The organism is Vreelandella sedimenti (assembly GCF_013416325.1).
GTDB classification, from domain to species: domain Bacteria; phylum Pseudomonadota; class Gammaproteobacteria; order Pseudomonadales; family Halomonadaceae; genus Vreelandella; species Vreelandella sedimenti.
This window is the reverse complement of record NZ_JACCGK010000002.1, coordinates 263,390-276,004: the sequence shown is the minus strand read 5'-3', so window position 1 is coordinate 276,004 and position 12,615 is coordinate 263,390. Positions and strand designations below refer to the sequence as shown.

14 protein-coding genes are annotated in these 12,615 nt (G+C 52.4%); 13 read left to right on the top strand and 1 reads right to left on the bottom strand.

Annotation, left to right across the window (positions count from 1 at the left end; all coding sequences use genetic code 11):
• Positions 1 to 169: 169 nt before the first annotated feature.
• On the top strand, positions 170 to 502 hold the full coding sequence (gene fliE / locus HZU72_RS03390) for a flagellar hook-basal body complex protein FliE (protein WP_180090522.1): 333 nt from the start codon (positions 170 to 172) through the stop codon (positions 500 to 502).
• A gap of 18 nt (positions 503 to 520) precedes the next feature.
• Here fliE and HZU72_RS03385 read toward each other — a convergent pair whose 3' ends face one another.
• Complete coding sequence (locus HZU72_RS03385) at positions 521 to 904, bottom strand: flagellar protein FlaG (protein WP_180090520.1); 384 nt, start codon at positions 902 to 904, stop codon at positions 521 to 523.
• A 334-nt stretch (positions 905 to 1,238) separates the two neighbouring features.
• On the opposite strand from HZU72_RS03385, the gene HZU72_RS03380 reads away from it, so the two are divergent.
• The 12 genes from HZU72_RS03380 to HZU72_RS03325 all read left to right on the top strand — a co-directional run bounded on the left by HZU72_RS03380 (position 1,239) and on the right by HZU72_RS03325 (position 12,579).
• Positions 1,239 to 2,927 carry an HD domain-containing phosphohydrolase gene (locus HZU72_RS03380; protein ID WP_180090517.1) on the top strand — a complete coding sequence of 563 codons (1,689 nt, stop codon included), beginning with the start codon at positions 1,239 to 1,241 and terminating at the stop codon, positions 2,925 to 2,927.
• Between the two features lie 193 nt (positions 2,928 to 3,120).
• Positions 3,121 to 3,537, top strand: coding sequence for a flagellar export chaperone FliS (gene fliS, locus HZU72_RS03375; protein WP_180090515.1), 417 nt, complete (start codon positions 3,121 to 3,123; stop codon positions 3,535 to 3,537).
• A gap of 7 nt (positions 3,538 to 3,544) precedes the next feature.
• Positions 3,545 to 3,955, top strand: a complete 411-nt coding sequence (gene fliT, locus HZU72_RS03370) for a flagellar protein FliT (RefSeq protein ID WP_180090513.1) — start codon at positions 3,545 to 3,547, stop codon at positions 3,953 to 3,955.
• Positions 3,952 to 5,238, top strand: coding sequence for a flagellar hook-length control protein FliK (gene fliK / locus HZU72_RS03365; protein ID WP_180090510.1), 1,287 nt, complete (start codon positions 3,952 to 3,954; stop codon positions 5,236 to 5,238). The genes fliT and fliK overlap by 4 nt, the downstream gene beginning before the upstream one ends.
• On the top strand, positions 5,222 to 5,515 hold the full coding sequence (locus tag HZU72_RS03360) for an EscU/YscU/HrcU family type III secretion system export apparatus switch protein (RefSeq protein ID WP_022520932.1): 294 nt from the start codon (positions 5,222 to 5,224) through the stop codon (positions 5,513 to 5,515). Before fliK ends, HZU72_RS03360 begins: the two co-directional genes overlap by 17 nt.
• A gap of 106 nt (positions 5,516 to 5,621) precedes the next feature.
• Positions 5,622 to 5,954 (top strand): flagellar transcriptional regulator FlhD, encoded by a 333-nt coding sequence (gene flhD, locus HZU72_RS03355; RefSeq protein WP_180090508.1) that lies wholly within the window; start codon positions 5,622 to 5,624, stop codon positions 5,952 to 5,954.
• Positions 5,951 to 6,493, top strand: coding sequence for a flagellar transcriptional regulator FlhC (flhC, locus tag HZU72_RS03350; protein ID WP_180090506.1), 543 nt, complete (start codon positions 5,951 to 5,953; stop codon positions 6,491 to 6,493). Before flhD ends, flhC begins: the two co-directional genes overlap by 4 nt.
• 246 nt (positions 6,494 to 6,739) lie before the next feature.
• Positions 6,740 to 7,609 (top strand): flagellar motor stator protein MotA, encoded by an 870-nt coding sequence (motA, locus tag HZU72_RS03345; RefSeq protein ID WP_180090504.1) that lies wholly within the window; start codon positions 6,740 to 6,742, stop codon positions 7,607 to 7,609.
• Positions 7,606 to 8,553 carry a flagellar motor protein MotB gene (motB, locus tag HZU72_RS03340; protein ID WP_180090502.1) on the top strand — a complete coding sequence of 316 codons (948 nt, stop codon included), beginning with the start codon at positions 7,606 to 7,608 and terminating at the stop codon, positions 8,551 to 8,553. Before motA ends, motB begins: the two co-directional genes overlap by 4 nt.
• Positions 8,554 to 8,595: 42 nt before the next feature.
• Positions 8,596 to 10,689, top strand: a complete 2,094-nt coding sequence (gene cheA / locus HZU72_RS03335) for a chemotaxis protein CheA (protein WP_180090500.1) — start codon at positions 8,596 to 8,598, stop codon at positions 10,687 to 10,689.
• Positions 10,686 to 11,183: a chemotaxis protein CheW gene (cheW, locus tag HZU72_RS03330; protein ID WP_180090498.1), complete on the top strand. Its 498-nt coding sequence runs from the start codon at positions 10,686 to 10,688 to the stop codon at positions 11,181 to 11,183. The genes cheA and cheW overlap by 4 nt, the downstream gene beginning before the upstream one ends.
• A gap of 133 nt (positions 11,184 to 11,316) precedes the next feature.
• A complete protein-coding gene (locus HZU72_RS03325; protein WP_235975967.1) occupies positions 11,317 to 12,579 on the top strand; it encodes a methyl-accepting chemotaxis protein in 1,263 nt (420 codons plus the stop codon).
• Positions 12,580 to 12,615: the final 36 nt, after the last annotated feature.

Here is a 12,615-nt window from a genome sequence, read left to right as displayed (position 1 = left end):
TCCGCCAAAAAGATGAGGCGGAATTGTGATGGCAGTCATTATCCGGTGACTAGTCGAGCATAAAGGAACGATAAGCTTCGCTTTTTATGCGCATTTGTCCGTATGAGGTGGGGCGCTTTGATGTTAGGCTTTTCGCATTAGATATTTTTTTGCGAATTGAGGTGAGCGTATGAGTACTCCCGCAATACAGGCTGCGCTACAGCAGATGCAAGGCATGGCGACTCAGGTGGCATCCACGCAGCCCCTTAGTGGTGCTCAGGCGTCAGCGGCTGTCGGGCAAGGCGGTTTCGGCGGTGAGCTGCAGGCCTCGATTCAGCGCATTAACCGACTTCAGCAGGCGGCTAATAGTCAGGCGATGGCTTTTCAGGCGGGTGATCCTAATTTGCAGCTCAATGACGTGATGGTTGACATGCAGAAGGCCAGCGTTGCGTTTCAAATGGGGCTTCAGGTTCGCAATCGTTTGGTATCTGCATATCGTGATGTTATGAACATGCAAGTGTAGGGCTGTCTACGTCACGCATTAGGCTTCAATTGAGATTATTCGTCCTTGCATTTCTTCAAGTCGCTCGGCAATTTTGAGTACTTCTTCTGCTGGGATTTGGCGTATGACGTCGCCAGACTCCCTGTCTATGACCCGCGTGATCACGCGTGAAGTTTCTTCGCTTAACTCGAACTCTAAGCCATGTGGGCGCATTATCTCGTTGATGCGTTGAATGGGTGCGACGAGTTCGTTGGCAGAAGTTTTCTGTTTGGCAGAGGTTTCCTGTTCGGTGGTATCTGCGCTTATAAGCTGAGTGTTGGTTGTCGATAGCTGAGCCAGTGTGTTTTCTAACCGCTGGCGGGGATTTAAGTGAGTTAGGGCCGATGACAGTGGCGTTATTACTTCGGTGGGCAGTGAGCTCATGGGGCACGTTCCTTTTTAATGTCAGCTTTGGCAGCCAGTTCGTGGTGCGATAGCGTGAAACGGCAGCCATAGCTCGGTTTTTTGCTAGTTAGTAAGCGTTTCTACTTTATTATCGGCAGGATGTTGAAAAACTTTACGCTTACTGGCATGGCGTTGTGTTTGCTTGTTATTAGGGCGCCAACACTATACGTCCCGCCTCTGCTTGCTTTTCTATAGCCCGCCTAATTAAGCATGAGAAAGATGGCTTTTTGTGCGTACGCCACGCTGTTGGCATCTGATATGCTTCTCGAGTTTGCGGTGAACTAATTAACGCATAAGAGTAAGTGAGGCGAGAATGGTGGCGCAGCAGGATGAGTTTGAAACAATAGTAAGTACAATAGTGATCGAGTCTCTGCTAAATACCTTGATCGAAACTGGCGGCGTTTCGCTCTGTCTTGCTGCGACGGGTGCTCGTCCAGAGCCCATTGTCTTGATGGAGCAGCACCAGGGCCAAACGTTGGTGATGGATCTTTCCTCTGTTGACTATTTACTTCACCATTTGCAGGGCGGTGCTGCGTTTTACTTGCGCGGGCAGGCGCAAGGGAAAGTGGTGCAAACACCGCTGCTGCACCTGACGGAGACGCGCCAAGCAGGGGGGCGCTTTTTGTGTTGCAGTGATTATCCTGCATCGTTGGAAGTGTTGCAGCGTCGTGAGTCCTTCCGCGCTGAGCTGCGCATGGGAATGGTGGTGTCGACAGGTTTGTATGGTGGTGATGCCGAGATAGAGGGTGAGCTGCGGGATTTATCCCAGGATGGCTGCCAGCTTGAATTGCCATTGGCCGCTAGCGGGCTGCTGGCGGGGGGCGCTAGCCCCCTAAAGTTGGCGTTTACCTTCCCCGACGGTACCTACTTTGAAGTGCTTGGAGAGGCTCGTCATCAAAAAACCGACGCTGAGCGCCATCTGCTGCGTGTCGGTTTTAACTTCGTTGAGTGTAGTGTGGAGCAAGAGCGGCAAATTTGGTATTTCGTGTGCGAAATAGAGCGCGAAGCGGCACGCTATAAAAAAGAAGAACAAAACGAGCGTCAGCCCTCTCCGCTGTTCGCGCTGCCAAGCAAACGATCAGGTGCGGAAGAGTTGCTTGGGCGGCGTGATGTCAAACGCTACGCGACCCCTATGGCGCGTCGGCTTGTCAAAGTCGCTGCCTATCTGGATGCTCAGTTGTTGTCGTTACAACAAGGTAGCGATATCGATGGGCGTCAGCTATCCCGCTATGCTGATCGCATATTGGATCTTCATGAAGAGGATCGTGAGGCGCTGATGTTCGCTTCACGTTGCTTATCTCCCGAGCCTTTAATAGTGCGCCACGGTATTGCTGTGGCTGTGCATTTGCTCGATTTTGTGGGTGCCAGCATGCCCCGTGAGTTGCGCAAGGCGATAGTGGCCAGCGGTCTTATTCACGACCTTGGCAAGGCGCTAGTGCCTCAGGTGCTGTTCAAGGCGCCGCACTTTGAAGCTAAGCATCGAGAGGCAATCAGTGAACATGTCCAGCTGTTGCTAAACCGTTTACATAACTGCCAATGGCTGTCCGCGGGTATTGTCCAGGCGGTGATTGGGGGTATCAACGAGCGTATGGATGGCAGTGGGTATCCAGGTGGGTTAAGTGGGGCTGACCTTAGTGAGCTAGCTAAGGCAAGTGCTGTTGTCGATGTAGTAGAAGCCATGCGGCGTGACCGTGAAGATCGCCCGGCTAAAACAGCACAGCAAATTTATCGGCATTTATTGCAACACCCACACCATTTTGATATGCGCTGGATTAAGCGATATATCGATCATTTCAAGGGGGTGCCAGTAGGCTCGCTGGCGCACTTCTCTAGCCAGCAGAAGGGGTGGGTCTTACGTCTTGATGCTAAAGGCAACCCCACGGAGGTGTTGCTTACGCCACAGGTCGAGCCGCCAATGCGTGACAATGTGGGAGTGATCGTGCGGAGTAATATTACTGAGCGACTTGGGCGAACCGTCGGTGAGATCGCTGTGTCTACTTGAGCGGGCAAGAAGTTAATACATTATGGCAGTTGGTTGATATCGTAAGCTGCGCTGAAAAAAAGCGCTGTAAGCCGTTAAAGTCCCCGAGACTCACGCCGATAGTTGCTAGTAGTGCTGTTTATTTTTACCTTTTAATAATCGTGGTCTCTCCCAATCCAGGGTGAGCATAAAACCACGCACAGGAGTTCCACTTATGACTTACTCTCGCGGTGGCGCCGCCTATGGGCGGGGAGCTAACGCTTATGCGCGTGTTGGCGTAGAAAGCGGAGTGATGTCAGCAGATCCTCATCAGCTTATTGTGATGTTGTTTGACGGCGCTCAGGCCGCTATTCGTGCTGCACGTATTCATATCCAGGCGGGCAATACGGCCGAGAAAGGAAAATCGATATCAAAAGCGCTGGATATTGTGAATAACGGCCTCGCAGCGGCTCTTGATCAAGAGAAAGGTGGAGAGATTGCCGAGCGCTTAGCATCGCTTTATGACTATATTTCTCGCCTGCTGTTGGCGGCAAATCTGCGTAACGATGAAGAGAGCTTAAATCAGGCCGAACGCCTGCTCGAAGATATCGCTTCAGCCTGGCGAGATATTGGTCAACAGCAGAGCGCGTGAGGCAATAATGTCAGCTCCTATATCCGCTCGTGATAAAAATGCTCAACAGACACTGCTCACTAGCTATGAAACGCTATTGAGCCGCGTTGAGCACATGCACGAACTGGCTAATGGCGAACAGTGGGCAGAGCTAATTGATCAGCGTACCAACTATGTGATGCTGGTGGATCAGTTGCGTGAGCTGGATACCACCGTTGTGCTTGATGCCGCTGCTCAGCAGCGTAAGGCAGAACTGCTGGAGCGTATCCTTGAGCACGATGTAGAAATACGGCGTCGCTTGGTGGCGCGCCGTGATGAACTGGGTAAGCTTATAGGGGTATCCCAGCGTCAGCGGAATTTACATAGGGCCTACGCACCACAGCAAGGATCTCCGGTAGCTTATGACGCCGATGATGCTGATTCCACGAGGTCATCGTGAGTGGTATTACCCCTCTGATTGATACGCTCCTGCACCAAGTGCTTGGGCGGCAAGGTGAGTTGTCGCTACAGCGAGCATTGAATCAACCTGTGAAGCCCGTTTCACCCGGCGAGGGGCCGCGTGCCGTCATGGGTGATGCCAATCTGGATGGACGTGCGTCGACATCACCGCTAGGCGACCTAAAGCGTTTACCGCACCCTCTTGATGGGGGGCGAACGTTGCCCCGAGGTGAGGCGCAGCCTTCACCTACAGGTTCAACGCAGACCCATTTTAGTCCTGCAGCACGAACAATCGCCGACGTGCTGCTGCGCTTTCCAGCCCCTCCGTCGGTAATGCGGCCCGAAGCGCCGCTAATCACTAGCCAGGAGGCGCCTGGGGCGAATGTAGTGGCGACGCGCTTAGAAGCAAGTATTCGTGATAGCGGGCTGTTTTATGAATCGCATTTAAAACGCTGGTTTCAGGGTGAAGGTGCCCGTCAGCAGTTATTAAATGAACCGCAAATGCAGGCTGGGCCGCGCCCGTTAGCCCCCCTGCTACCCTCTGGTTTGGGTACGTCGCACGCGCTGACTGGATTAGCTCTTTTGACTCCCACGGGGGCACCGGTAGTGGGGCAGGGAGTGGGGGGTATTCTGCCCAACGTACCGCTTGTGCCCATCACCCAGGAAAATGGATGGATACGTTCCAGCCGAGCGACGACTGCGCCTGCCGCTGGTACGTCATTTGCGTCTACGCAGGCGACGACGACTCCTAGCCAGCCGACCCCTGCGCCTGTTGCTACGGCTGGTGAGAGTCGTGATAGTAGTCAAGCTAGGACAGAGTACAACCAAGCTAGGGAAATGAGCGATCTGATGGCCAATCGACCGGCTCGCGAGGTCGTTCACGAAAGCCTGCAGAGTCTGGTACGCCACCAGCTTGAAATGTTGGTGATGCCGTCTATTCGCTGGGAAGGTGATGTCTGGGCAGGCATTTTTATGGCCTTAGTGATCAATTTGCCTGCTCGTGAAGAGGGCCAAGAAGGTAAACAGCAGGGAGGGGAGCCAGACGATGGATGGCGTTCTGATATGCAGCTCGATGTTCCTAGTTTGGGGGCATTCAACGCGTCGCTATGGCTCTATCGAAACGTATTAAGTATCGATTTTACTACCGAAAGTATGCGCGTTTATCAGCGTATTGATGCTGAACTACCCGCGTTAGAGAAGCGTCTGAGCGCCTTGGACTTACAAAAAGTGCAGCTTCGCGCGCGCTATATCGAAGCGGAGGCACCCCATGGCAACGCCGGGTGAGCGACGCCGTCAAGCTGTTGCCCTGGCTTACCAGGACAATGACCGCGCTCCGCGGGTAGTCGCGAAAGGCTATGGTGATCTGGCCGAACGTATTATGGCCGAAGCTCAGCGCCAGGGTATTTATGTGCACGATGCGCCCGAGCTGGTAGCGCTTTTAATGCAGCTAGATCTGGATGCGGAAATTCCGGCAAGTCTCTATCAAATTGTCGCAGAGCTGCTGGTGTGGGTGTTCGAGCTATCAGAGGAAGGGCTAACGCATCGTGAAACGCCTGAGTAGCCATTTACAGACATTGTATGCAACCATGAGGGTAGGTAATAAAAAGTCATTAATGGCGTCAGTATAATGGTCACAGCACCGCGCCTGAGTCGTTTAATGGGACATTATGAGTCAAACCAACTTTCTCGATGAAATTCAGGAAATTAATTTAGCTTATTTGCTTCTGGCGCAGCGCTTGCTTGATGAAGATCGTGAGGCTGCTATGTTTCGCTTAAAAATCGATAGCGATGTTGCCGAGCTGATCGTAACGCTTAATGCTCGCCAACTTACCAAGTTGGCGCGAACCAGCCAATTGTTGTGCCGGTTCAGCCAAACGAGTGCCGAGCGGCTTAGACAGCTTACAGACAACCCCCGTGATCAGGGGTTAGCAGGGCTTCATGCATCACTGCTATTGGCAAGCGATGCATTCGAGCCACTGCCATCGGGAGATGAGAAGTGAGCCAGAAAAGCTTGGTCGATGAAATGCACCAAGTGCAGCTGGCGATCGAACTGATTGAACTGGGTGCGCGACTGCAGGTGTTGGAAACAGAAACGGAGTTAAGCCGTACGCGCTTGATCAAACTGTATAAGGAAGTGCGTGGCATGTCACCCCCTAAGGGGATGCTGCCTTTTTCCACCGACTGGTTTATTACTTGGCTTCCTAATGTTCATTCGTCGCTTTTTTACAACATTTATTTAAGCCTGAAGGAAGCGGCAGGCTGTAATCGAATCGATGCCTTTGTCAAAGCGTATCGGCTCTATGACGAGCAAATGTCGCTGGAGAAAATGGAGCCGGTTCTCGGGTTAACTCGTGCGTGGACGCTGATACGCTTTTTCGAGAGTGATTTGCTCCAGCTTAATCAGTGTACGCGTTGCACTGGGCAGTTTGTGACACACGCCCATAGCCCCGCTCAACACTATGTGTGTGGTATTTGTCAGCCCCCTTCAAGAGCGGGTAAGACGCGCAAAGCGCAGCGGGAGAATAGTGAAAAAATGTAACAATACCTGCGGTTACATCACTAATGGTGTGAAGTAGGGTATAAGACAGCAATGAGTACTAACAAGAAATAAGTGTATTGGCTTAGATAGACCTAAAAGCCGGTGGTGCTTTTTCATTAAATAGACGTCTGTCCCTAGTATGATAGGGCTAAGACATGCTTGGAATGGAACATTGCTTAAACATCAGACCAGGTGGCTAAGTTTTGGTTCCCTAATTTAATACTGAATACCGCAAGGAACCTGCTTGTGCTGATACCTCTAGGTTATGTAATCGTGCTGCTATCTGTATTTGGTGGCTATGTGCTGGCAGGTGGCAGCTTGGGCCCCCTGTACCAACCTCTTGAGCTGCTGATTATTGGCGGAGCCGGGGTTGGTGCATTTATAGCAGCGAACAATGGCAAAGCGATTAAAGCGACCTTTAAAATTTTGCCCCGGCTCAAGCGTGCCAAAAAATATAACAAAGAACTTTATATGGAGTTGATGGCGCTGCAGTACAAATTACTCTCCAAAATTCGCCGTGAAGGAATGTTAGGCATTGAACGGGATATTGATAATCCCGAGGAGAGCCCGCTGTTTCAAGAGCATCCTACGGTATTGGCTGATCCTCATATCATGAATTTTCTAACAGACTATCTGCGCTTAATGGTCAGCGGCGGCATGGAACCCATGGAGATTGACGAGCTGATGCTGCACGAGATTGAGGTTTTTGAGCAGGAAACGCACATTCCTATCGATGCCATTGCCAAAGTCGGTGATGCCATGCCCGCCTTCGGCATTGTGGCGGCAGTAATGGGGGTCGTTAAAACACTCACCTATGCTGACGCTACGCCGGCCCAGATGGGCGTAATGATCGGCCAAGCGCTAGTGGGTACCTTTTTGGGTATTTTGCTGGGCTATGGCTTTGTTAGTCCGCTCTCTAGCTACATCGAACGGCAGGCGAAAGAAGCCGAAAAAATGCTCCAGTGTATTCGCATTACGCTGCTTGCTAGCTTGCACGGTTATGCGCCGCAGTTGGCCGTTGAGTTTGGTCGCAAGGCATTGTTTGCCGCTGAGCGTCCTAGTTTTACGGAGCTTGAAGAGTATGTAAGGGATGCAAAAAAGGCCGGTAACGCATGAGTAAGGGTGGTGACAAGCGTCCGATTGTCATTCGACGCAAAAAAGTCGTCCACGCTCATCACGGTGGTGCCTGGAAAATTGCCCTAGCGGATTTCATGACTGCTCTGATGGCCTTTTTTTTGGTGCTATGGCTTTTGAGCGTTTCCAGTGAAGAGACGCGCAGAGGTGTAGCAGAGTACTTTAGCACCCCCCTGGTGACGGCGATAACCGGCGGCGATCGTTCGGGCAGCACCAGCGTGATTCCCGGCGGCGGGCCCGATCCCACTCATAGCGATGGGGAGCGGGCGCGTATTGATAGCCTTCAACGCACTCGTCCAAGCATGCAGGAAAGAAACTTTTTCCGGGATTTACAAGAGCGTATTGAGAGGGCTATTGAGCGAGATCCCGAACTGCGCCAGTTGCGCAATCAAATGCGGTTTGACTTGACCCGCGAAGGGCTACGCATACAGCTACTCGATACTGACCAGCGCCCCATGTTTGAGCTGGGGAGCGACCAAGTGGCGCCTTATATGCGCAGCTTGTTACGTACCATCGCACCGCTGCTAAACGAGCTTCCCAATGAGCTAAGTATCAGCGGGCATACCGATAGCGTTCCTTATGCGGGAGGTTATCGTGGTTACAGTAACTGGGAACTTTCCAATGATCGCGCTAATGCGTCGCGCCGCGAGCTTATTGCGGGTGGCTTTGATCCAGGTCAGTTACTTCGCGTGTCGGGCTTTGCGGATCGTGTGTTATTGCCTGAGACTGAGCCAACCGATCCTATCAATCGACGCATAGAGCTGGTGGTGTTGTTTCCGGAAATTGCTGATGCGATTCGCAACCCTACCGTGATGGATTCGGGAACTTCATCGCCAGAAGCTTCAATCGACGCACTAGAAGCTTCAACCGAAGCGCAAATTGAATCAACACAACCAGACGAGCCTCAGGTGCAAACGCTAGAGTGATCTGAGCCTGTCATAAAAGACGACGTTAAGGTGGAGCGGTGTATGGATATAGCGGATTTTTTTGACACCTTTTTTGAAGAGGCTGAAGAGCTGCTGTCGGATATGGAACAGCATTTATTGGAACTGGATGTTGATGATCCAGACAGTGAGCAGCTCAATGCTATTTTCCGTGCCGCCCACTCGATCAAGGGGGGGGCGGGAACCTTTGGTTTTACCGTGCTACAGAAAACCACGCACATTTTGGAAAACCTCCTCGATTACGCACGTAAAGGCGAACTGACGCTGCGAGCCGACCTCGTGGATACCTTTTTAGAGGCTAAAGACATCATGCATGAGCAACTCGATGCCTATCGCAGCGAAGAGGAGCCCAATCAAGAGGCATTTGAGCGCATTTGCCAAACGCTGCAGCAAATTGCCTTGGATGAAATTGGTCAACAGCTCGATGGGCCGACCATCCCTGCTGCTGAGCCCAAGGCTGCGCCTGCGCCAAGTGAAAACGACGCACAAGCAAACAGTAATAATAATGCGGGGGCGTCATCGAACGGCCATCTGTTGGTGGCACTGCTCAATGTGGAAGATAAAGACCGTATTTTGCTGGTTGAAGAGTTAGAGCAGCTCGGTGAAGTGCAGTCTCAGTCCGGCGACGCAAAGCGTTACGAGGTGGTGCTCAAAAGCAGCGACAGTGCTGACGATATTGAAGCGGTCATGTGCTTTATTATTGAACCTGATCAGATTGAGATTACCGTTGTTGAGGGCGTTGCAGCTGAGCCAACCCCAGCTGAGCCAGAAGTCTCGACACCTGCAGCCCCAGCGCCGCAAGCGCCGGCAGAAAGCACGCCCTCTAAGGCAAACACGACAAAGCCTGCTGCCAAAGAGAAGCCCAAAAAGGCAGCCGCCGAGTCTTCGTCCATTCGCGTCTCTGTAGATAAAGTCGACCAAATTATCAACTTGGTAGGTGAGCTGATTATCACCCAGTCGATGCTTGATCAAACGGTTAGCGACTTAGAGGATCAGTCGGTGGGCAATGCCTCACTGCAAAATGGCATGAGCCTACTGCAGCGCAACGCCCGGGATCTCCAAGAAGCGGTCATGTCTATTCGCATGATCCCCATGGAGTTTGTATTCAGTCGCTTCCCTCGCGTGGTGCGCGACACCGCCGGTAAGTTGGGTAAAGAGATCGAATTGATTACCGAAGGCAAGTCGACCGAACTGGATAAGAGCTTGGTCGAGCGGATCACTGATCCGCTAACGCACTTGGTGCGCAATAGCCTCGATCATGGCGTGGAAATGCCCGATGTGCGCGAAGCCATTGGCAAGCCGCGTATCGGTAAATTAACCCTCTCCGCGCGTCACCAGGGCGGCAATATCTTGATTGAAGTGCGCGATGATGGTGCTGGCATGGATCGTGATCGTCTGCTAGCCAAGGCGCGCGAAAACGGCCTCAATGTGTCGGATACCATGTCGGACGAAGAGGTCTTCCAGCTCATTTTTGCTCCCGGCTTCTCAACGGCGAATGAAGTAACCGATGTATCCGGGCGTGGCGTGGGCATGGATGTAGTGAAGCGCAACATCCAGAGCATGGGCGGTCGGGTTGAAATCCAGTCGAAGCTAGGCGAAGGCACCAACACCCGTATCGTGTTGCCGCTTACGTTGGCCATTCTTGACGGTATGTCGATCAAGGTCGGCGGCGAGACGTTTATTCTTCCGCTCTCTACCGTACTTGAATCACTGCAGCCCGCCAAAGACGATATGTACGCCATGGCCGGTGACGACGTGGTGATCAAAGTCCGCGACGAATATCTGCCCGTGATTGCCATTCACGAAGTGCTTAACGTCGAGAATGCAATTACCGACCCGACCAAAAGCATCGCTGTCATTGTGCAGGGCGAAGGCCGGCGTTACGCCATGTTGGTCGATGAGTTGATCGGACAGCAGCAGGTCGTGGTCAAAAATCTGGAAGACAATTACCGCAAAGTACCAGGGATCTCGGCCGCGACCATCTTAGGTGACGGTAGTGTAGCGTTGATTCTGGATATTACTGGTTTACACCGCCTGAGCCGATATAAAAAAGAAGCAGGCAAAAAAGTAGTAAACAATCAAAACCTTTCATCTTTTAAGGAGGCTGAGCCGTCATGAGTCAAGCCAACAATGGTGCGGTACTAGCCGCAGAAGCCGAAAACCGCGAATTCCTGGTATTCTCATTGGGCGATGAAGAGTACGCCATTGATATTTTGAAAGTGCAGGAAATTCGTGGCTACGAAAACGTAACCCGGATTGCCAATGCACCTGAATTTATCAAAGGGGTCACCAATCTGCGCGGCGTCATTGTGCCAATCGTGGATCTCCGCATTAAGTTTCACTTCGATAAAGTCGAATACGGTGGTCAAACAGTGGTGATCGTGGTCAATGTTGCAGACCGAGTGGTTGGCATCGTAGTGGACGGCGTTTCCGACGTGATGACACTGACCCCTGATCAGATTAAACCGGCGCCAGAATTCGGTGTCACGCTCTCGTCTGACTTCCTGAGCGGTTTGGGTAGTCTGGATGACCGCATGCTGGTACTCGTGGATATCGATAAGTTGCTCACCAGCGACGAGATGGCACTGGTGGAAAGCACCAGCAACCACTAAGACTAAAACAACATGGCACAGGGAGCGTGCCGAATCAGTTCTACTCAATGATGCATTCTCGCGCTATGGAAAGTGCCAGCGAGTGCCGGTTGTGCGTGGAGAAAAGGGCGTGACACAGCGAATGCGGCAATTAATGAATAATATGACGGTGCGCTTAAGTTGGGGCTTAGTGCTAGCGACACTTTCGGTACTTGTCTTAATTGCCTGTGGTATCGGCCTTTATGCCCTGCACCATGGTGCAGCAATCGTGCAGGCTTCTGACGATGTGCAGGCACAACAGGCCGCTTTCAGTGCTTTTGCCGCGACAATTCGCTGGGCACTACTCGGGATAGTAGTAATGACTATCGCCACGGTAATCGTGGTTATCTGGGGGGTAACGGCCAATGTGTTGCGCCCGCTAGATAGCTTGGTTGGCTATTTTGAGCGTATGGCCCAGGGGGATCTAAGCCAGGCCATTACTTCTCCGGGTAATAACGAAATAGGGCGGCTTTATAGTGCCATGGCCCATATGCAGAGCTCACTGTCGCAAACGGTAGGTACCGTGCGCACCAGTGGTACATCGATTTATGAGCGTTCTCAGCAAATTGCCAGCGGCAATAACGACCTTTCTTCGCGCACCGAGCAGCAGGCCACCTCGTTAGAGGAGACGGCTTCCAGCATGGAGCAGCTAGCCTCAACGGTGGGCCACAATGCTGAAAATGCCCGCCAAGCCAGCCAATTGGCCGGGAGCGCGACCCTGACAGCCCGCCGTAGTGGCGAAGAGGTTGGCGAGATCGTTAGCACCATGCAGGACATAAGCGCAAGTTCTCATCAAGTCGCTGATATTATTACCGTTATCGATAATATTGCGTTTCAGACCAATATTCTGGCGCTGAATGCTTCGGTGGAAGCGGCGCGTGCTGGCGAACATGGCAGAGGGTTCGCCGTGGTGGCGCAGGAAGTGCGTAGCTTAGCCAGTCGCAGTGCCGCTGCCGCTAAAGAGATTCGCACGCTGATTGATGCATCGCTCAGCAAGGTAGACACCGGCACTCAGCGGGTCAATCAAGCCGGGCAAACCATGCAAGATCTAGTCGGGGCTGTTCAGCGCGTCAGCGATATCATGGATGAAATCGCCGCCGCTTCTGAGCAGCAGAGTAGCGGCATTGGCCAAGTGAATCAGGCCGTGGCGCAAATGGATCAGGTTGTGCAGCAAAATGCTCAACTGGTGCAGCAAGCCGCGCGCAGCGCCAATGAACTTGAAAGCGAAGCCGCACGCTTACGCGAGGCGGTTGAGCGCTTTCGTGTCACTGAATTATCTGCCCCGCGCACTCCGGCTGTATTGCCAGCGGCAGCGTCAAAACCCGCAACAAGGCGTCCACAGCCAGTAGCAGAAACAGAAGAGTGGTCATCGTTTTAATTTGCTTGGTAGGGCAAGCGCACTCTTTTTGAAAAA